The 23,658-nt window shown below is 38.6% G+C and carries 8 protein-coding genes; all 8 read left to right on the top strand.

Features of this window, described 5'->3' with window-relative positions:
- Window positions 1–11 precede the first annotated feature (11 nt).
- Window positions 12–773: a 3-oxoacyl-ACP reductase FabG gene (fabG, locus tag BrL25_RS23710; protein WP_018670723.1), complete on the top strand. Its 762-nt coding sequence runs from the start codon at window positions 12–14 to the stop codon at window positions 771–773.
- 526 nt (window positions 774–1,299) lie between these two features.
- Window positions 1,300–2,262, top strand: coding sequence for a 2,3-diaminopropionate biosynthesis protein SbnA (sbnA, locus tag BrL25_RS23705; RefSeq protein ID WP_018670724.1), 963 nt, complete (start codon window positions 1,300–1,302; stop codon window positions 2,260–2,262).
- Between the two features lie 90 nt (window positions 2,263–2,352).
- Window positions 2,353–3,621 carry an ACP S-malonyltransferase gene (fabD, locus tag BrL25_RS23700; protein ID WP_018670725.1) on the top strand — a complete coding sequence of 423 codons (1,269 nt, stop codon included), beginning with the start codon at window positions 2,353–2,355 and terminating at the stop codon, window positions 3,619–3,621.
- Between the two features lie 45 nt (window positions 3,622–3,666).
- Window positions 3,667–7,407, top strand: coding sequence for a non-ribosomal peptide synthetase (locus BrL25_RS23695; protein ID WP_018670726.1), 3,741 nt, complete (start codon window positions 3,667–3,669; stop codon window positions 7,405–7,407).
- Window positions 7,408–7,432: 25 nt separating this feature from the next.
- Entirely contained in the window at window positions 7,433–13,507 is a 6,075-nt protein-coding gene (locus BrL25_RS23690; RefSeq protein WP_018670727.1) for a type I polyketide synthase, read from the top strand.
- A 29-nt stretch (window positions 13,508–13,536) separates the two neighbouring features.
- On the top strand, window positions 13,537–14,811 hold the full coding sequence (gene ectB / locus BrL25_RS23685; RefSeq protein ID WP_018670728.1) for a diaminobutyrate--2-oxoglutarate transaminase: 1,275 nt from the start codon (window positions 13,537–13,539) through the stop codon (window positions 14,809–14,811).
- 40 nt (window positions 14,812–14,851) lie between these two features.
- Window positions 14,852–15,820, top strand: coding sequence for an ornithine cyclodeaminase (locus BrL25_RS23680; RefSeq protein WP_018670729.1), 969 nt, complete (start codon window positions 14,852–14,854; stop codon window positions 15,818–15,820).
- A gap of 28 nt (window positions 15,821–15,848) precedes the next feature.
- Complete coding sequence (locus BrL25_RS23675) at window positions 15,849–23,612, top strand: non-ribosomal peptide synthetase (RefSeq protein WP_018670730.1); 7,764 nt, start codon at window positions 15,849–15,851, stop codon at window positions 23,610–23,612.
- Window positions 23,613–23,658 lie beyond the last annotated feature (46 nt).

Genomic DNA, 23,658 nt, shown 5'->3' with positions numbered 1-23,658 from the left:
AAACAGTTATTATGAGTCGAATAAATACGAAAAAGCTACAAGATAAAGTAGTGATCGTAACAGGCGGCGCCAATGGAATAGGCAAAGAGACCGTTAAGCTATTTTTAGCAGAAGGTGCGAAGGTGGCCATCGCTGATTATAATCAAAGTGCAGGTATCACCCTTTTGGAAGAGTGCCAGCAGGCTGGTTTTAAACATGTTAGATACGTACAGGTGGATGTTTCAGACATAGCGAGTGTAGAGCAGATGGTACAAAATGTAATAGAAGCATTTTCAACGGTGGACATTTTGATTAATAATGCCGGTATTACACAAGATGCTATGCTAGCGAAAATGACGGTAGAACAATGGCAACGGGTGATCGATGTTAACTTAAATGGGGTCTTCTATTGCACAAAAGCTGTCATTCCACATCTCATCGAGAAAGGTGCTGGAAAAATCATTAACACATCATCTATCGTAGGGCATGCAGGTAATATTGGCCAAACGAATTATGCAGCATCCAAAGCAGGAGTAATTGGCATGACCAAAACCTGGGCTAAAGAACTAGGCAGGAAGGGGATAACGGTGAATGCAGTTGCGCCTGGCTTTATTGAGACATCAATGGCTTTAAAGGTACCTGAGAAGGTACTATCAAATTTGATTTCTCAGATACCGTTACATCGTCTGGGGCAGCCATCTGATATTGCGAAAGCGTATCTTTTTTTAGCTTCAGACGATGCGGACTACGTAAACGGTACTGTGTTAGAAGTTAATGGCGGGTTGTCTATTTAAAACACGTTACGATAAAGAGCGCTGATCTCATGATGATTGGCGTTTTTTATTAACAAAGTTTAAAAATTACTTTTTTGGATAAAAAAATGCTGGATGAAAAATTTTATTCATAGAATATAAGAGATGGTTATTTGGATGATATTCTTTAAATTCAATAACAGTCTCTATTTTTATAATAATAAAATAATTACCTTTTTTTAAAAGTGTAAATATAGTAAATTCTGGATTTTGGTCTTATAGACATTGCTGGAAAGTTTAGGTATATTAAAAATATGGAAAATTATTTTCAATTATATCCTTTAATAGTAAACTTTATATGAAAAAGTAATTTTTTGTCCCTCAAGAATTAAAAAATGTTTACATTTTGTTTTGAATTTACTCATAATTCACTTTATAGTGATTTAATCATCACATAAAGCAGCTAGAATATTTATTTTGGATGATTGAAGGTGAATAGTATAAAGATTTTAAAAAAACATACGCACAAATCGTCGCAATATGAATATCAAAGGGAGAGGTAATTTTAATGTTAGTAAAACTAGACGAGTTACACTCATTTATTGGTGATACGCCTCTTTTACATTTGAAAAACGATACCATTAATCTTTATACCAAACTAGAATTTCAGAATTATAGTGGAAGTGTGAAAGTTCGGCCAGCTTACTACATATTAAAATCTGCAATTGAGAGAGGCGAAATAACCCCTAATACCACTGTAATAGAATCAACTTCTGGAAATTTTGGCATTGCATTGGCATTGTTATGTAAAAAATTAGAAATCCCTTTCATTCCTATTATTGATAGCAATATTAATGAGGTATATGAAAAGATTCTACGTGTAACTGCTACAAATGTGATCAAAGTAACCGAGCGAGATGAGACAGGTGGTTATTTGTTAAATCGAATTAAAAAGGTAAATGAACTTCTGACTACGATCAAAGATTCATTTTGGACAAACCAGTATGCAAACCGGGATAGCTTCCTTTCCCATTATCATGGATTAGGCAAGGAAATTGCAGATGCCTTTGAACATCTAGATTATGTGTTTATCGGTGTTAGCTCATGTGGAACCATTGCTGGCATATCTCGCAGATTGAAAGAAAAGTTTCCATCTATTAAGGTTATAGCAGTGGATACAGAGGGTTCGGTTATATTTGGGGATAGTCCTAAAAAACGCTTTATTCCGGGGATTGGTTCTAGCATGGTTCCAGAAATACTCAAGGAGGCTATTATCGACGAGGTAATTCATGTACCTGAGTATCGAGCAATCCAAGGTTGTCACGAAATGCTAGAAAAACATGCTTTATTTGTTGGTGGCTCATCAGGAAGCTCGTATTATGCTATAAAGCATTATTTTGCCGACAAGACATTTCATACGCCACCGAATGTAGTCTTTATTTGTCCTGATAGCGGTTTATCTTATGTGGATACAATCTATAACAAAGATTGGGTGGAAAAATTCTGCATAAATCCGGTAGAAACGACTTAAATCATCATATAAACGTTTACATAATGCACTGTTTTTGGCTGATATTTATTACTAAAAAACCAAAATATGTAATGGGTGAGTGATGAATACATGAGAGATTTAGCATTTGTGTTTTCTGGACAGGGATCACAATATGTCAATATGGGAAAAGCGTTATGCGATCAGTACGCCATTGCTAGAAGAACCTTTGAAGAGGCTGAACAGATAGTAGGATTTAATTTACTCAAACTATGTATAGAAGGTGATCTTGAGGAACTGACCAAAACCGCTAATGCTCAACCAGCTATTCTAGCTACAAGTATTGCCCTTTGGCGTGTTTACATGCAGGAGATAGGTGTCAAACCTCATTTCGTCGCTGGACACAGCTTAGGTGAATATTCTTCACTTGTTTGCGCTGGAGCGATGAAATTTTCACAGGCAGTACGTTTAGTCCACAAACGTGGGTTATTTATGCAGGACATTACAACTCAAGGAACTGGAGCAATGGCCTCTGTTTCTGGAATAGACAGGTCTGAGATTGAAAAGGTTTGTCTAGAATATTCAGATGAGACGAACTTTGCGCATCTTTCTAATATTAATTCTTCACGTCAAATCGTTATTTCTGGTCATCGCCAAGCGATTGAAAAGGTAGCAAAAATACTTGAAGGGATGGGAGCTACAGTAATATTCTTGCGTGTTAGTGCTCCATTTCATAGTCCACTGATGCAATCAGTTGCTAGCTCTTTACAGGCGGAGCTTCAAAAAAATAGGTATCAGCCCATGCGTTACGCGGTGGTTGCTAATGTCAATGGACAACCTTACACAAGCAGTGAACAAATTGTAGAAAACTTAACCAAACAAGTGACAGCTCCGGTCCAATGGCTTGCCACTATGCAGTTTTTTTATCAAGAGGGCATTCGAAAAGTGATCGAGTTTGGGCCTAATAAGGTCTTGCGTAATTTAATGAAAAAAGAGTATCCAGATGTACTTTCCTATGCTTACGATGTAGCACAGGATGTTGCTGGTGTAAAAGAAATAATGGGTTTCCCGAAGGACCATCAACCATTTGTTCCTAGTGTAATTACAAAATGTCTTGCTATTGCGGTTGCGACTCCAAATCGAAATTTGAACGCTGATGAGTATCAAAAAGGCATGATTGAGCCATATCGGCGGATACAAAAGATGCAATATGAGCTAGAGGAGGCAGGTGCAGAACCGACCATAAAACAAATGCGTGAAGCCCTTGATATGCTTACATCGGTATTTTTAACCAAGAAAACCTCAACTGATGAACAGAAAAAACGCTTTGATGAGATTTTAGAAGAAACCGGGACGGGCTATCTGCTCCCAGATCTACAGGATTACCGATTTGAAAATTGATTTTACCGTCACTTTACTAAGGATGACGGAAAAGGAGCTTTTCACTTGGAAAAAAAACCTGAAGTAACCAAAATTTATCCGCTGACTCCCTTACAAGAAGGTATTTTATTTCACTCCATTGTACATAACGATTCGGGAGCCTATTTTCAGAGCTTGACTTTTTCAATTGAAGGTAACGTAGATATCGATATTTTTTTAAAAAGCGTCAATGTATTAATTGAACGTCATGATATTTTACGTACAGCTTTTGTATATGAAAAAGTAAAAAAGCCGATGCAACTGGTGCTTAAAAAACGGGAATTAACTAGCATTCATTTTGAGGATATTTCCAGTTTGAGCGAACAGGAGGTTTATGTACAAGGTTATTTAAAAAAGGATAAGACACGAGGATTTCATTTGGCTAAAGAAGTCCTTATTCGTATTGCTATTTTTCAGACATCGACAGAGTGTTATAAAGTGGTTTGGAGCTATCATCATTTAATTATGGATGGTTGGTCACTTGGTATTATGTTTAATGAATTTTTACAAATTTATGATTCTTTTGCTTTTCATAAAAAACTAAAGCTTGAACCGGTTCATTCCTATCAGCAATTTATACAATGGCTAGAAAAGCAGGATAACGAGCAGGCCAAGGAATATTGGGAAGGTTATCTAAAAGGATACGATCAATTGGCGATGGTGCCAAGTTTGATCAATAAAATGAATGTGAATGGTTATGAGGCAAAAGAGGCGGAATTTGAGATCAATTTTGAAAAAACGCAACAGCTTAATAAGCTTGCGCGGCAGAATAATGCTACATTGAGCACGGTATGGGAAGCAATATGGGGATTGGTTCTCCAGCGATATAACAATGTAGATGATGTCGTGTTTGGATCTGTGGTCTCTGGTCGAAATGCTGAGGTAGCAGGAATTAACCAAATGGTCGGATTGTTTATTAATACAGTTCCGGTACGTATCAGAACCGATCGAGTAGAAACGTTTGCACAGCTTGTTCAAATGGCTCAAAAAAGCTCAACTAGGGCAAAAATGTATGATTTTTTTCCACTTTATGAGATGCCAGTAGGAACAAAGATGAGTCAAGGACTCATTGACCATGTCTCAATTTTTCAAAAGTCACCAATAGATATGAATGAGTCAAGTAACGATTCAGGCACTAGAGGGCTTGGTCAAACGATAACCCATGTTGAGTTATTGGAACAAACCAACTATGACTTTAGCATCATGGTCATCACCGGGGAGTCGTTGATCATTCGAATGGGCTACAATTCCAAAATACATAGTTACCAATATATCAAAAGAATCTTTGGTCATATTCAGGAATTGATAGAACAAATCATAGCTAATCCAGAAATCAAGCTTAGCCAACTTAAGATTACGACTCTAGCAGAAGAGAGTGAACTACTTGAGCAATTCAATGACACTCGTCTTCTATATGATCGTAGCAAGAGCATTCACGAATTAATTGCTATACAAGCTAAAAAAACACCTGATCAGATAGCGGTAGTATGTGAAGGAGCCCAGCTTACATATCGTGAACTGGATGAACAAGCGAAAAGGGTCGCTAGCTGTTTAATCGATAAAGGAGTGTCTCCCAACACAATTGTTGGGTTAATGACCGAACGTTCATTGGAAATGATGATCGGCTTACTTGCGATTCTTAAAGCCGGTGGGGCATATTTACCAATTGATCCGACATATCCTGAGGAGCGTGTGAAATACATGCTCATAGACAGTGGCGCTAAGTTGGTACTTACCCAACGCCACTTAGTCTCTGATATACAAACGGTGCAAGAATACATCTATCTAGACGAAGCATTAGCTTATGAAGAAGAGTCTTTATGGAAAGAAAATGCTACTACGTCAGAAGATTTAGCGTACGTGATTTACACTTCCGGTTCAACAGGGCTACCAAAAGGAGTAATGATTCCCCATAGAGCCGTTCATAATTTTATTCAAGGAATCACAGAGAAACTTACTTATACTGCGGGAAAAACGATCCTAGCTCTTACTACCATTTCCTTTGATATTTTTGTAGTAGAAACCTTAGTACCACTTACTCAAGGAATGCGTGTAGTTATTGCAACAGAAGCCCAGCAACGTGACCCGAAATTGTTGAATGAGCTGATCAAGGTAACGAATATCAATTCTTTACAAATCACACCCTCTAGACTGCAATTACTTTTATACAGTGAGGCAGATTGTTTTAGCCAATTGGAACAAATCATGATAGGAGGAGAAGCACTTCTACCGTCCCTATTAGCTCAGCTTAAAGAACGTACACAAGCCTGCATATTTAATATGTATGGTCCTACAGAAACGACCATTTGGTCATTAATACAGGACTTGACTAGTGTACCTACTATTACAATTGGAAAACCAATAGCCAATACACAAGTTTATATTCTCAATAAACACAATAGCTTACAGCCAATAGGGATAACAGGTGAATTGTGTATAGCAGGTGACGGATTATCCAAAGGTTATCTGAATCAAGAAATACAAACTGCGGAAAAGTTTGTTTCGAATCCATTTCAGACAGAGAGTTTCATATATCGCACTGGAGATTTAGCAAGATGGCTTCCAGACGGAACGATTGAGTTCAAAGGTAGAATAGATCATCAAATTAAGATAAGGGGCTTCCGAGTTGAGCTTGGTGAAATTGAGAATTGTTTATTAAAACACCCAGCAGTTAACGAAGCAGTGGTAGTGGTGGAGGAGATTGGTGTTTCACAGAATCTCTGCGCTTATTACGTGGCGGAACATAACGTGAATACTCATGAACTTCGTCAGTTACTTAGCCAAGAATTACCTGAATACATGGTTCCAACACACTTTGTTTCCCTAAAGGAACTTCCGCTTACAGCTAACGGTAAGATCGATCGCAAGCAATTATTTAAACCGATCGAAAGTATACGATCAAATGAAATGATCATTCAACCTCCTAATACGGATGTTGAGCGAGAGTTAATGGAAATATGGAAAAATGTGTTGAACCGTGATGTCATTGGTTTACATGAAAGCTTTTTCGATTTAGGCGGGAATTCAATTCTATTAGTACAGATGCATGCCCAAGTAGATAAAAAGTATATCGGAAAAATAGATATTGGAGATGTTTTTTCCTACTCTACGATTGCAAAGCTAGCCAGCTATATTGAATCGAGGACAGAGGACAATATACCATTGATCGAAATTCCAGCCATACTGTTTCCTCCAGAATATTTTGATGGAAACGAAGTTAAAAAAACGAGTACCCGATTCACTTTTGCTTTTCAAGATGATATGGTTGCTGGCTTAAATATGGTAGCAGATCGGTACAGTGTAGATATAGCTGATATTTTACTTGCGATGAATCTTTATTTGTATTCTGAAATCTGCGAGTTGACTGATGTCACTATTCAGTGGCAGACAACAGACAATAGAACCATTCCTATTAACGTAAACATGAACAACATTGAAGATTTTGGCGAATTATTTAGACAGGTAAGAGGAGCCCGAATACAGCCAAATACCCTTGAGATATATTCTATTCAAGCATTAGAAAATAGCTTTACAAGAAAAACGAGTAAACAAGTATGGCCGTTATTTACTGAATACTTTTCTCAATCAAATGAATTCAATCGCTTGTTTGATATTATATTTGCATTGCAAATCGAGTCGACGACGATCGCTTTTGAATGTCGATATGATCAAAAGAAATTAAACCATGGAAAAGTGGAAGAACTAATTTATGGGTATCTCAAGCTACTTTCTCTCATGCTAGAAAATGAGAAAAATTCAACTATCTAATCGGGATGGAAAAGAGGGGAGATAAGTGAAGAAGAAATTACTAGATTTAACCGGGATAAATTTGACACAAAAAGATGAACGCACGATTGTTCAGACGAATAGCGTGAAAAAGAATGACATTGCAATAATCGGAGTTTCTGGACGCTTTGGAGAAACGCAGAATGTAGATGAGTTTTGGGAGGCTTTGCGTAACGGTAGTGATTGTATTCGTACGATCCCTGAGTCACGACAAAAGGATATCGATCGGTTTATTAACCATGTGCAACCACATATGCAAAAACGGTATTTACATGCTGCCTATTTAGAAGAAATTGATCAGTTTGATTACCAATTATTTTCGATTTCACCTAAAGAAGCCAGTTTAATGGATCCTAATCAACGCCTATTTTTAGAAACAGCATGGTCAGCAATTGAAGATGCTGGCTATGGTGGACAAAAAATTATGGGAACCAGAACAGGAGTGTTTGTTGGTTATAGCGCTGATTCAGACTCAGGGGAGGATTATAAGCAATATATCAAAAATGTTGCTCCATCTCTGTCTGGAGCAGCGGTTCCCGGTAACATAAAGTCTATCATCGCTAGCAGAATTGCTTACACGCTCGATTTGCATGGGCCAAGTATGGTAATTGACACAGCTTGTTCATCTTCTTTGGTTGCTGTTCATTTGGCGTGTCAGGCGATAAATAATGGTGAGTGTGATATGGCTCTTGCAGGAGGAGTCAAAATTATCATGCTTCCCTTAGGTGAAGACTCTGATTCAGGAATCGGTATTTCTTCACGAGACGGACGAGCCAAAACCTTTGACAATCGATCAGATGGAACGGGTTTTGGTGAGGGTGTTGGCGTTGTAATGTTAAAAGCTCTTGATCAAGCCATACATGATAAGGACCATATTTATGCTGTGGTCAAAGGAAGTGCTTTCAACCAAGATGGTCATTCAATTGGAATAACTGCTCCTAACTCACTAGCACAGGAAGATGTGATTGTTAGGGCTTGGCAAAATGCAGAAATAGAACCAGGGACAATTCAATATATTGAGGCTCATGGAACCGGGACATCTCTAGGTGATCCAATTGAAATTAAGGGAATCCAGCGAGCTTTTGAAAAGTATACAAATCAAAAACAGTTTTGCGGTATCGGCTCGCTAAAGACTAACTTTGGACATCTCGACCATGCAGCTGGAATTGCCGGTTTTATCAAAAGTATATTGGCGCTAAAACATAAGGAAATTCCACCTACAGTGAATTTCCAATATCCCAATCAAAAAATCTCCTTCGACCACTCACCTGTCTATGTTAATGATTGTCTAAGAGAATGGGAATCTAATGGGCATCCGCGTCGTTGTGGAATCAGTTCATTTGGATTGAGTGGTACGAACTGCCATATCATTTTGGAAGAAGCACCAGAACCTAAGTTGCGTACTCAACTACAAGATCAAACATCAAAGCCGTACATCTTATCATTGTCAGCAAAAACAGACGACGGATTGCTTCAGCTAATAAATGATTACCTTCAGTTTATTAGTAAAAATGAGAATGTAAGTATAGCTGATCTTGCGTATACGTCTAACACAGGTAGAGGACATTATGAGTCTCGATTGGCACTAGTAGCATGTAACTGTAAGGATTTGGTGGAACAACTTTACTTATGTAAAAAAGAGGGAATTGGTACTAACGAACGAATGGGTTGTTATTCGAATTCATTTAAAGTAATTAATGAGCAGAAACCTATCCGTAGTGAAAAAGAGATAACGGAAGCTGATATTAGACAGTTGACTGAGCAGGCCAATTCTTTAATTAGCCAGCTCGTAATGGTAGAGCCTTCGGAAGTGCTACTTCAGCAATTGTGCCAATTATACGTCAGTGGAGCTGAAATAGATTGGGAAAGGCTGATGCAGAAAGAACAAGTTCACAGGATAAGTCTTCCCGTATACCCATTTAATCGAAAGCGTTGCTGGGTGGAGCCGGAAGCTGAAAATTCTTACCCAATCATAAAAAAATCATTAAAAGAACTTGATCTACCCCTACTTGATCGATTAGAAGCAGATTCGATTGAAACTATTATTTATGCAACAGATTTTAATGTGGACAAGCACTGGGTACTACATGAACATATCGTCAATGATAAATTTGTTGTACCTGGAACCACTTATCTCGAAATGCTACTTGAGGCTTGTTATCAACAAATACCAACTAGACAAGTTCAAGTAGAGAATCTTGTTTTTCTTGCTCCATTAATTTGTGAACGTGGTGAGTCTCATGAGGTCCAGACCATTTTAAAAGAAAATGGACAATCCTATGACTTTATTATTGCAAGTCGATACAACGGAGAATGGGTGAGACACGCTCAAGGGACAGTAGCATTTGGCGTACATTATGATGCATCAATGATAAAGCTTGAAGAAATAAAAAACAGATGTGACATTGAGCGCAATGAATTCATTCAATACGAGGAGGATTTCTCTGGATCTGGGGCTATCATTACAGGCCCTCGTTGGAATAATGTGCAGCATACTTATATCGGTAATGGTGAAGTACTTGCTTATTTTAGTCTTCCAGAACGTTATGAAGCAGATAAAGGTTTGTATCATTTTCATCCTTCCCTAATGGATAATGCTGTTAACTTAGCCATTAACACAGTAAGTCAGGATTTTTATCTGCCGTTTACATACCGTATATGTAAGGTTTACAGCACAATGCCCAACAGATTTTACAGTCATCTCAGATTAAAGTCTGATCAGTCTGACAATAAGGAAATCATTAATTTTGATGTGACGTTGGTAAATGAAGAAGGCGTCGTATTTGCAGAAATAGAAGATTATGCGATTAAACGTGTACATCAAATGGACTTGGGAGTAAACAAAGCAAATAAATCTCCCTTTTATTACGGGATAAAATGGATTGAAAAAGAGATAAATCCTAGAGAAGAAAGTTCCAAAGATCTGGGAACTGTCCTTATCTTTAAAGATGAGACAAGCATTGGTGAGCAGATGATTCAGGCATTTGATTCCATTGGCAGGCCGTGGATTCAGGTTGAAATGGGAGCAGAATTTAAAGAGGTTGACCAACGCACCTATAAAATAAATGGTCTTCAAACGGACTATACCACCTTGATTGGGTTACTGAAAGAAAGAGGTATTACTCAAATCATACACTTGCTATCTGTTATGGAAAAGCAGGATGTCAATGATCTAACGGACTTGGAAGAAACGCAGAAGAGAGGGTATGAGAGTCTCGTCCGTCTGACGAAAGCATTATTAGAACACAACATTCATGAGGAGATAGAGATATTGCTTGTGGCTCCTTATGTATACGAATTGAATGAACAGCAGGAATATATTCATCCACATTACGCTACCATGTTTGGATTGGGAAAGGTGGTAAGTCAAGAGTATCCTCATTTATTGTGTAGAGCGTTAGATATTGACAAATTTACTTCAGGGGATACCATCCTTGCCGAGCTAGGAAGAAAAGACAAGGATTATCTGGTGGTGCACCGTAATAATCAAAGATTTGTGGAGGAATTTTACGAATGTAACCTAGACGATGTTGCTACTGATTCTATCGAAATTCGTGAAAATGGAGTTTATGTAATTACAGGTGGTCTTGGTGCAATTGGACTTGAAATGGCTAATTATCTTGCTTCCCAGGCCTCTGTCAATCTTGTATTGATTAATCGATCTTCATTACCAAGCAAAGAGCTTTGGGGACAAGTAGAACAACAAACCCAGCCCAAATTATATCGACAAATCACAGCAATCCGTAAGATAGAATCGCTGGGAAGTAATGTTACGGTAGTAAGCGCCGATATTAGTGATCAGGATGAGTTGCAAGCTGTACTTACCCAAGTCCGATCACAATTTACTACCATCAATGGCATTATCCATAGTGCTGGTGTAGCTGGTGAGGGATTTATCCTACGCAAAGAGGAGGTTAGCAGTCAACCTGTTTTATCTCCAAAAGTAAGGGGTACTTGGTTATTACACCATCTGACTAAAGATGATCAGCTTGATTTCATGGTACTGTTTTCATCAATTAACTCACTTTACGGTGGAGTTGGACAAGGGGACTATACTGCTGCCAATGCTTACCTAGATGCATTTACCTCATTGCGCAATCGCCATACAGGGAAGACATTGACCATCAATTGGGCTGCATGGAAAGAAGTAGGGATGGCTGTGGAATACGGAGCTAATCACGATTTAGGATTCTTTAAGTCCTTGTCAACTCAAAATGCCATCCAAGCATTTCAGCAAGTTTTGCATAAACGGATGAATAGAGTAACGATAGCAGAAATCAATTATGATAATACCCTTGATCATATGGATACTCTTACATTTAATCTAGAAAAACCTATTATATCCAAATTGACAAAAATGAGTAGGTTAAAAGAAATAAAACAAGGAGCGGTAACGTCCCAAGTATTACCAGACGTTATGGTGTCGGGGCGTAATGCTGGTGAGAGTTATTCTGTAAATGAGCGATTATTGGCTCAGGTATTTTGTTTGGAATTAGGACTTGATGAAATAAATATCTACGATGATTTCTTTAGTCTCGGGGGAGATTCTATTATTGCCGTCAAGATCGTAAATTCAATTCAAAAGTATCTGAATAAGAACATTGGAATCAGTGAAATATTCCAAAATTTAACTATTTTTGCACTTGCAGCACATCTTAGTTCTCAAGAAGAAGGTAATAAAAAAATCATAATCTCTGAGCAGAATACAGAAGCACCAAACATCGTGTTGGAATCGGAGGAAGGAATTGAACTAACAGGTATGCAGCGGCACATCTACTTCCTTCAATCCTATAATCCGTTTATGACTGAACTTACCATGCTTACCGAAAAAGAGCTTTCTACATCTGTTGACATTGAGTTGTTTCAAAAAGCTGTTGACGCAGTTACCCAACAGCATGAGTCTCTACGGACAATTTTCCGAGAAGAGAATGGACTACCCAAACAAGTCATTTTGCCATTTATGAGTGTAGAGACAGAATACGAAGACCTATCCTTTGATTCAGATGCAAGCCAGCTAGCTAAAAGGAAGCTGAACGAAGCTAGAATTCGAGCTTGTCAGCTTTCAAAGTCAACATGGAGTCCGATTTTGTATCGTTTACCAGAAAAGAAAGCTCTCTTTGGTCTCATTATTCACTCACTGATTGGAGACCAGTGGAGTTTGGAGTATATTGCTAATGAAATTCTTCAAGTTTATAACGATCTAATAGAAAATAAAGAGATTGCACTTCCACCTACGGGCAACTATATCTCTTGGATACGCGATCAGCTTAGTTGGGAAAAGAGTGAAGGGTTTCAAACAGACCAAGCATACTGGCAACAGGAATTACGTAATCCTCTTCCTCAATTAAACCTAGCAACGGATTTTCAACGTCCTAAGACTCCAAGCTATCAAGGAAGCTTTTATCCTTTTCAGTTAAAGGATGAGGAAGTATGGAAATCAATTCAAGAAACAATCAAACGGGTAGATATTTCCTTGGAAACCTATCTATTGTCTGCCTATTACCTTCTGTTGCACAAGCTTACGCTTGATACAGATATCATCATAGGGATGACAGCTCGTCACCAAGGTGATTCAGATAGTAATGAAATTGTGGGGGCACTGACGAACATCTTCTGTATGCGTGTGAAGGTAGAAGAAACAGAGACGATTGAAGAACTATTTGCCAAGGTAGAAAAAACGAGATTTGCAGCTACTACACACAGTCGTTATCCATTTGATGCTATAGTCGCCCAGGTTAATGCTCAACGTAGTCAACGAAGTCAACGAAGTTCGATCTTTTCGACAATGTTCCAATGGCATGAATCAATGCCTACTTTAAACGATGGTGTAAGCTTGTACGATTTAAGCTTGGTAGGTGTGGCTAACACAGAACAACTACATTTCCGATTCGAGTTTGATACAAATCTTTTCAAAATAGAAACGATAAGTAAGCTAGCACAGTATTATTTGAATATCTTGTATGAAGTCAGCAATAGTGGTTTACGCATTCCAGATGTACAGCTTTTGTCTCAAAATCAGATGCAAGAATTGAAAGCATCGCAGGTATCAAGTGTCATGGGAGATTTTGAATTTAATTTTTAACTTACAAAACTAACTAGAGGAGAATCTCAATGCTTACGCAAACAACTTCCATATTTGAACAACTAGAGTCTAATGTTCGTTCTTATTGCAGAGCTTTTCCAGATGTTTTTATAAAGGGAAAAAATTCAGCTATGTATACCAAGTCGGGAGCAAAATTCATTGATTTCTTTGCAGGAGCTGGAGCTCTCAACTACGGGCATAATAATGATTTTATCAAAAAAAAACTTATTGCCTATTTAGAAACCGACGGGCTTGCTCACGGTTTAGATATGCACACCTCTGCCAAAGAAAACTTTTTGCAGACGTTTAATGACTTGATCCTTCGTCCCAGAAATTTGGAGTATAAAGTGATGTTTTGTGGACCTACTGGAGCAAATGCGGTAGAAGCAGGACTAAAGATCGCCCGTAAGACGAAACAACGCTCAGGTATTTTTGCTTTTACAGGTGGCTTTCATGGAATGTCTTTAGGGGCTTTGTCTGTTACCGCCAATAGCTACAATCGTCAGGCGGCAGGCGTTGATTTACCTCAAGTCACATTCATGCCGTACCCTACTGATTTTTCTTTCGATACGATTGAATATATCGATAAAATGATTAGCGACAGTCATTCTGGTATTGCTAAACCAGCTGCGATTATTTGTGAAACGATTCAGGCAGAAGGCGGTATTAACGTTGCCCCTATTCAGTGGCTTCAGAGGTTACGTCAATTGTGTGACAAGCATGATGTGCTGTTGATTTGCGATGAAGTTCAGATCGGATGTGGTCGAGCAGGCTCTTTCTTTTCATTTGAAAGAGCTCCTATTGTTCCAGATATTGTGGTACTTTCCAAATCTATTAGTGGCTATGGTTTGCCAATGTCGCTCTTGTTGTTTAAACCAGAATTAGATATTTGGCAACCTGCAGAACATAATGGAACATTCCGTGGTAATCAACTAGCCTTTGTTGCTGCCGAAGCTGCCTTACATTACAGAGAAATGGAACAATTAGAAGCAGAGGTTCTACGTAAAGAAAAGTTTGTGAAGCAATTTTTGAATGAACATATTGCTAGCTTGCACGACCAGATTGATGTACGTGGAATGGGGTTAATTTGGGGAGTAGATGTAGCTAAAGTTAGTGATTCAGGAGTAAATGTTGCGAAAAAGGTAGCAAAGCGTTGCTATGAGCATGGCTTAATCATCGAGTGTGTAGGTCGCAATGATACAGTGATTAAACTTCTCCCTCCGTTAACCATTGAATGGAATGAATTACAAAAAGGATGCGATATATTACAACAATCAATGAGGGAGTGTTTGAGCAGTTTATAAGCAGACAAGATCCAAAAAAGTGAGAGGAGATCATCTACAAATGAGATATTTACATGAAAAAGACTTGCTTACCATCGGAATGAACTGGGATGAAACGACCTCTGTTATTGAACAGGCTGTGAGATGCTTGCAGCAGGATGACTTTGCCCAACCGATAAAACCTTATTTACGCTATGGGCAAGAGCAAAATCGAATTATCGCTATGCCTGCTTTTGTGGGAGGTACGATTAATCAAGCAGGGATTAAGTGGATTGCTAGCTTTCCGAATAATATTCAACAAGGTATTCCCCGAGCGCACAGTGTCACCATTCTAAATAATGCACGTAATGGCGTTCCAGAAGCTATTATTAACACAGCATTACTTAGCGTCATCCGCACAGCTTCCGTTAGTGGAATGATAATTAAACATTATGATAACGTTCGCACTCTCAAAGATATCACAGTTGGTATTATCGGCTGGGGTCCGATCGGTCAATATCACTTTAAGATGGTTACTGCTTTACTAGGCGATCGAATTAAAAGTATTTACTTATATGATCTTAGTCCAATTGAAATCGCGACAATTGACTCGTCTGTAAAAGATAAGGTTATCATCGCTAAAGGGTGGAAAGAAGCCTACCAAAATTCAGATATCTTCATAACATGCACAGTGTCCAAAGCACCATACATTGATGCTAAACCAAAGACAGGTTCTCTCCTACTCAATGTTTCGTTACGTGATTTTACGACAGATATTTTTCCGTATGTAAAAGATTCAATCATTGTAGACAACTGGGAAGAGGTATGTCGGGAAAAAACAGATATAGAGTCTATGCATTTGTATTGTGGTTTACAAAAGGAAGGCACGAAATCCATTATTAACGTGGTTTGTGACAATGCCATGTCTAGTTACCGTGAAGATCAGAATATTATGTTTAACCCCATGGGTATGGCCGTTTTTGATATTTCGATAGGACATTATTTTGTAAGAAAAGCAGAAGACTTAAAGATAGGACAACTATTGGAATAAACATAACATGTAAAATGGGGGGATTCCAATGAGTACCAATTTTTTGCATAATATTCTACTAGCAAGCGGACAATTTGAGCAAGAGCGTTCCTATTGGCTTCAACAATTGGAAGGAGTCACTGATTTTAGTGGTTTCCCCTTTGAAACACGCCCACTTGCCAACAAAGTAGTGGACATGAATTCGGTCAGTTATCCAATTCCACCTGCGATAGTGGCAATTATCAAGCGAATGAGTAACAACTCAGACTATGGAATATACATGTTCCTCCTTGCGGGGATAAAGTATCTTTTGTCTACATACAAACAGCATTCAGATATTATTGTCGGGATGCCTGTTTTTCAGCAAAAAGAGGATGATAAACAGGCTTTTTCCAATATCTTGCCAATCCGTTCTAATTTAGATCGTTCACTAACCTGGAAACAGGTGCTCCCTACATTAAAAGGTACGATAACAGATGCAGTGAAAAATCAAAACCTGCCATCCAAATCAATTGCTGGCTTGTTGGGGATTTCAAATGAAGAAAAAAGTAGACCGAACTTTGGAACTATCGTTTTGCTTGACACGATACATGATCAAGCAAGTGTAGAGTCGATTACTGCCGACATGGTGTTTCACTTTAAAAAACATGATGAGGGTCTAACACTCCAACTAGATTATCACCCAGGTCTGTATAGTGAAGAGAGTATTGGACAGGTAGTGAATCGTTTATTCGTCGTTTTGCACATGATTACTAGTAAAACGGGTGAATCACTTCAATCAATGGATCAACTCCTTACGCATTGGAAAGGTTCATATACGAATGTATCTAAATTACAGCTACCTGTGGAACATTCACTTTCAAACTCTACACCCATGAAATGGGGGAATAAAGAATTTACCCTCTCTCATGAGGAAAACAAACGACTTACAGAACTAGCGAAAATAGCTGGTAGCTCTCTTTCAGTTGCGCTATTTAGTGTTTGGCAATTGCTTCTTCACCGTTATACAGGCGAAAATGACATTTTAAGTGGATGGTTAAGACAGGATGAGCCTAGCAAAAGTTCTCCTCTCTCCATTTATAGTGATTTTTCGGGCAATCCTAGCTTCATAGAGTTGCTTCGGCGCGTTCAACGTACAATAGACGCTATCATAATTGAACAGGAGTTTTCAGTTTATCAGCTACCTGCCTTTCAAATTTTATTTGTAACGGGAGAGATAGATTATCCATCATGGACTGATGATACAGAGCTTGCTCTTACTATTTCTCAAAGAGAAACAGGCTTAGTAGGTACAATCTTTTTTGATACAGAACGCTTTAGAGAGGATACGATCCAACGATTAATACAGCATCTAACTACAATGCTTAAAGATATTATGGTTCATCCTGATATCTCGATTGGGCAGATTTCTCTGTTAGATGATTCTGAGCGTGACTTACTACTTACTACGTGGAATGATACGAATACTCCATTTCCTAGTGAATCGCTTGTTCAAGAGTTATTTGAAGAGCAGGTCAGACAATATCCAGACCAAATAGCGATTATTGATGGAGAGATCGAGCTTACCTACCGAGAATTACATGAGAAATCTAACCAGATGGCTCATCGCCTTCAACGATTAGGAGTGCAGCCAGACACGCTCGTAGGGATTAGTATGGAACGATCTCCAGAGATGATCATAGGCATCCTAGCTATTCTTAAAGCGGGAGCGGCTTATCTCCCGATTGATCTAACCTACCCTGAGGAGCGAATTTCCTTTATCATCAAGGACTCGCAATTAACTGTGCTGATTACGAAAGAGTCTCATTATCAACAGTTTGCAGACTATAACATGACAGTAGTGTTAATAGATAGCGATGTTCAGGGGTTTGATCAAGAAAGCTTATCAACACCTAGTAGTAACGCTACTGCTACGAATATGGCTTATGTTATCTACACCTCTGGTTCAACAGGTACCCCAAAAGGTACAAGGATCACACATCAGAGTATTAATCGTCTCGTAAAAAATAATTCATATGTAGATTGGGAGTCTACTGATCGTTTAGCGCAGGTCAGTAATACGTCCTTTGATGCATTTACCTTTGAATTGTGGGGTACGTTGCTTCATGGGGCTACGCTTGTACTCATTGCGCCAGATGTTGTTTTATCTCCTTACGCTTTCCAGAAAGAAATTCATCATTATGGGATTACTATGATGTTAGTAACGACTGCCTTGTTCAACCAATATGCAGGGGAAAAACCTGAACTGTTTACAAACATTACGGTTTTATTTGGGGGAGAAGCTGCTGATCCTAAGTGGGTAAGAGTAGCCTTAGAAAAAGGTAAGCCGAAGAAGTTAATTAATGTCTATGGACCAGCAGAATGTACAGTGTTTACGACAACACATCATGTTACTCAAGTAGCGGCTGATGCTTTATCAATTCCAATCGGGAAGCCTATTGCTAATACCCAAGTCTATGTCTTAGATCAATATTTACAAGTAGTCCCTATCGGGGTTCCGGGTGAACTGTATGTGGGGGGACCTGGTCTTGCACTAGGATATTTACATCGACTCGAAATCACAAGTGAGCGCTTCATAAAAAATATATTTTCTTCAAATGAAACGGACCGTTTATATAAGACTGGGGATATTGTGCGTTATTTGCCAGATGGCACTTTAAGCTATATTGGACGCGAGGATGATCAAGTTAAAATACGCGGATTCCGAATTGAATTAGGTGAAATCGAAGCTGTTTTGGGGCAGCATCCAGAAATTCGGGATGCGGTAGTAATGATGAGAGAAGATCAAAATAGTAACAAACAACTGATTGCCTATTTTACTGCCTACAAACCAGGGGTAGTAACCACTTGTGAGTTACGCAGTTTTGCAGAGAAGAAAATACCAATGCATATGATTCCTGCTACGTTTATCTATTTGGATCATCTACCGGTTACACCAAATGGAAAAGTAGATCGAAAAGCATTGCCAGCTCCTTTTCTTGAAAGAGAGGAAGGGAATACGCCGTTTATTGAACCCGTTACTGATACAGAGATAATCCTATCCGAATTTTGGAAAGAAATTTTAGGAATTGGTCGCATCAGTATCATCGATGACTTTTTTAATAGTGGCGGTCATTCTCTTCTTGCTACTCAGCTTTTATCAAGAATATACCATGCCTTTCATATAGAAATATCATTACGAACGTTCTTTGAAAATCCAACGATCCAAGCAATGGGAAAACAGATTGACCACATCATATCTTCAGGAGAGCAATCGGTATCCGTTCCGCTGGTTCCTGTCTCACGAGATGATGATCTTGTCCTTTCGTATACTCAACAAGGAGTTTGGTTTATTGAACAACTGGAACCTGGAAGTGCAACCTATAATGTCCCAGTTGCAAACACACTCAAAGGAAGTTTAAACATTGATGCTTTGGAGCGTGCAGTAAATGAGATCATTCGTCGACATGAAATTTTGCGCACCAGTTTTATCTCCAAAGATGGAAAACCTTATCAACTCAGTCATCCATTCCAATCCATTCGCATTCCTTTGATTGAAATGAGTGATGTTCCTGCCCCAGAACGCCATCAGCGAATTATCGATATGGCCAATGAGGATGCTAATCGATCGTTTGATTTAACGAAATGTCCGTTGGTGCGTTTCATATTATTTAAAAAAGATGAAGAGAGTTACGTCTTTTATTACACCATGCATCATCTTATCATGGATGGTTGGTCCTTACAGATATTTACACACGAATTATCTGTTTTATATGAAGCATTTAGTCAGGGCAAACCTTCTCCTTTACCAGAAATGCAGCTACAATATGCCGATTTTGCTGCATGGCAGCGCAAGTGGCTAGATGGTAAAGTGATGAATCAACAATTAGCCTATTGGAAAAAGCAGTTGGCTGGGAACTTACCAGTTTTACAATTACCGATAGACCGGACCCGTCCAAGTGTAGCCAGTGGCGCAGGTCAGCGTGACACTTTAGTTATGCCGAAAGAACTTGTTAATAAATTACATGTTCTTTGTAAACGTCAAGGCGTGACTCTTTATATGGCCTTACTTTCAGCATTTAAAGTACTGCTTAGTCGATATTCGGGAGAAACCGATATATTAGTTGGTTCTCCAATTGCTAATCGTACACGCTTAGAGACAGAGGGTATGATTGGATTCTTTGCTAATACAATTGTATTACGTTCTCAATTGAGTGATAACCCAACATTTACTGAACTTCTAAAACAAGTACGGGAGGTTACTCTTGAAGCGTTTTCCAATCAAGATGTTCCATTCGAAAAATTAGTGGAAGTATTACAACCTGAACGTACAAAAAACATCACCCCAATTTTTCAGGTCATGTTTACATTGCAAAATACTCGTCGTACCGATTTTAAACTCTCTGATGAGACACTGATTCATCCGGAAATTGATAGAGGCACGTCTATGTTTGATCTTTTATTTGATATTGCAGAGCATCCAGATGGTCTGCTGTTGGTAGCAGAATATAACATGGATATATTTTTTTCAGCTACCATTGGCCGTATGATGGAGCATTATCGGGAGCTGCTAGAATCCATTGTGGAGCTTCCAGAGCAACCAATTTCTGATCTAAATATGTTGACAAAACAAGAAAAAATCCAAATTCTCGAGGATTTTAATGACACAAAATGTGATTTTCCACTAGACAAAACCACGCATGAATTATTTGAAAAGCAAGTGGAATGTCGACCTACTGACATTGCTGTTATACATCGGGATCAACAAATGACGTATGAAGAATTGAATGCTCGGGCCAATCAAATGGCGCGCTTTATCCGTAGAACCGGTATGAAAAATGAAGAGATAATAGCTGTTTTCTTAGAACGTTCCATCCCAATGATGGAAAGTATCCTAGGTATTTGGAAAGCAGGTGGGGCTTACATACCTATTGATACGGCCTACCCCATACAACGAATTATAGGTATTCTCGAAGGTTCAGGGGCGGCGGTACTGATCACTACATCGAAATTTGTTACTCCAGAGATTATACAGAACTATAGGGGTACCATTATTTGTATTGATGATCAAATGGACGCCATCAATCAAGAAAGGAAAGACAATCTAAGTGTTATCGTTGAGCCTGACCATCTTGCTTATATCATCTATACATCAGGATCAACAGGTAAGCCAAAAGGGGCGATGGTAGAGCATATCGGATTAAACAATCATCTACACATGATGATAAAGCAACTTAAGTTGAGTGAAGATTGCCGCATCGCCCAAACTGCTTCTCACTGCTTTGATATTTCTGTGTGGCAATTTTTTACATCTATTATCTTGGGTGGAACTACTATCATCTATGATAATCAGATGACTATGGAGCCTACCTCTTGCATTGAGCAGATTATTAAAGATCGGATAAATATCTTTCAAGTTGTTCCATCTGTTTTGTCCGTTATGCTGGATCATGTGGAAGAAACCAAATTGTCTCTAGAGTGTTTTCGATATGTAAGCGTCACAGGAGAAGCAATTAAACGTAGTTTGGTAGCCAGATGGTTTAAGCTCTTCCCGCATATTCCGTTAGCGAATGCATATGGGCCTAGTGAAGCATCAGACGATGTTACGATTCATATCTTAGATCAGTTGCCCCAAAGCGAAATCGTTCCTATTGGTAAACCTTTGCACAATTTTAAGATTTACATTGTTGATGAAAAAATGAATCTCTGCCCGGTTGGGATTAAAGGCGAAATTTGTGTGTCTGGTTTAGGGGTTGGACGAGGATATTTGAATGATCCAGAAAGAACCGCCAAAGTATTTATGGAAGATCCGTTTGCTGATCATAAAGGAGTACGACTTTACAAAACGGGAGACATGGGACGTTGGCTTTCTGATGGAACACTGGAGTTTTTTGGACGTAAAGACTATCAAGTTAAAATTCGTGGGTTCCGTATTGAATTGGAAGAAATCGAAAACCAAATTAACAATCATCCCGATATTTTGGAAACGGTAGTAATGGATATTGAGGATACAAGGGGTCAGAAAAGTTTATGTGCCTATGTAGTGTTGAAACAAGATGTCCCTATTAATCAACTAAAAAGTCATTTAGCAAATGCGTTACCTGACTATATGATTCCAGCCTTCTTTGTAAAAATGGAGAGGCTTCCCTTGACTACAAATGGGAAAGTGGATCGTAAGGCGTTGCCAAAACCTGATCGTAATGTTGTAGAAAGCAAATACGTAGCACCACGTACCATAATTGAAGAAAAAATAATTGCTATCTGGGAAAGTGTGCTTGATACGAGTGGAATAGGTATCGAAGATCATTTTTTTGAAAATGGTGGGCATTCACTGAAGGCAACAACGGTTATTTCGCGTATCAATAAAGAATTACAGGTAGATATCTCCCTGCGGGAAATTTTTAACAGCCCAATCATTAAGGATTTAGCACAGGTTGTAGAGAACAGTGCCAAAAAAGCTTATCCGATGATTCAACCTGTAAAAAAACAAGAGGCATACCAGCTTTCTTCTGCACAAAAACGTATGTTTATAGTAAATCTACGAGATTCAGAGAATATAGCCTATAATATTCCGAACATGTTTATTATTGAGGGGAAACTGGACAAACAACGCCTTCATCAAGCCCTTCAAAAACTGGTGGAACGTCATGAGATTCTTCGCACTTCTTTCGGATGGGAAAAAGGAGAACCTGTTCAATATGTTCAGGACAAGCTAGAGCTAGACTTGAAAGAAGTAACATCAACACACGAACAGCTTCACAGCGTTGTTCGGTCACTTGTGGCTCCTTTTGACTTGGGCAAGGCACCACTACTGCGTCTTTTTGTTGTCACGGTGGAAGAGGGATACCATGTGCTTGTCTTGGATATGCATCATATCATAATGGATGGATCATCCATAGCAATTTTGCTAGATGAACTGGTGCAGTTCTATCAGGAGAAGCAACTTCCAGAGCCAAGAATTCAATACAAAGATTTTTCAGCTTGGCAAAACAAACTATTGATGTCAGAGATCATGCAAAGTCAAGAGAAATACTGGCTGGATCAGTTTACTGGTCAATTACCTGTGCTTGCACTGCCAACAGACTATCCACGTCCGTCAGTGAAAAGCTTTGAGGGTAACTATGTTGAGTTCTGTGCTAGTAAGGAATTGACGTTAGGATTGCGAAACTTAGCCAGTTCTACAGGTACAACACTTTACATGGTTTTACTTGCTGCATATCACGTGCTGCTATCAAAATATGCTCGTCAGCAAGACATCATTATTGGAACACCGATTGCTGGTAGGCATCATGCAGATCTTGAAAAGGTAATCGGCATGTTTGTTAATACATTGGCCATACGTTTACAATCTGAGACTCAGCAGACATTTAGTGAGTTCCTGCTTGTAGTTAAAGAGCATGTATTACAAGCCTTTGATAATCAGGATTATCAATTTGACATGCTCGTAGAAAAGCTAGATGCAGCAAATGATGAATCTAGGAATCCTTTGTTTGACACGATGTTTATACTACAAAATATTGAGGAGCCTTACATCACAGAAGGTAATAATGTTACTGATAAGCTGTCCATATCTCGCTTTGATTATAAATACCGTATGTCTAAATTTGATCTGAGTGTCATTACGATAGAAGCAGATGAGGAGTTAGTATTTCAATTTGAGTATGCAAATATATTATTTTCAAATAGCACGATAAACATTTTAGGAGAATCCTTTCTTAAGCTACTTACTATAATTGTGACTGAGACAGATAAAAAATTATGTGATTTGGAGATTACTGAGTCCATTGATCTGATTGAAATGGATATTTCTGATCAATTGAACTTTCATTTCTAAATAAAACTGCTAAGTAGTAAGACCTTGGGATAAAACCCATGGTCTT

The sequence above is a fragment of the Brevibacillus laterosporus DSM 25 genome (assembly GCF_002706795.1).
Lineage (GTDB): Bacteria > Bacillota > Bacilli > Brevibacillales > Brevibacillaceae > Brevibacillus_B > Brevibacillus_B laterosporus.
This window is presented reverse-complemented; position numbering and strand designations above follow the sequence as displayed.

Coding starts and splice junctions, on each gene's coding strand:
- fabG (WP_018670723.1), top strand. CDS start 12: ATGAGTCGAATAAATACGAAAAAGCTACAAGATAAAGTAGTGATCGTA.
- sbnA (WP_018670724.1), top strand. CDS start 1,300: ATGTTAGTAAAACTAGACGAGTTACACTCATTTATTGGTGATACGCCT.
- fabD (WP_018670725.1), top strand. CDS start 2,353: ATGAGAGATTTAGCATTTGTGTTTTCTGGACAGGGATCACAATATGTC.
- ectB (WP_018670728.1), top strand. CDS start 13,537: ATGCTTACGCAAACAACTTCCATATTTGAACAACTAGAGTCTAATGTT.
- BrL25_RS23680 (WP_018670729.1), top strand. CDS start 14,852: ATGAGATATTTACATGAAAAAGACTTGCTTACCATCGGAATGAACTGG.
- BrL25_RS23675 (WP_018670730.1), top strand. CDS start 15,849: ATGAGTACCAATTTTTTGCATAATATTCTACTAGCAAGCGGACAATTT.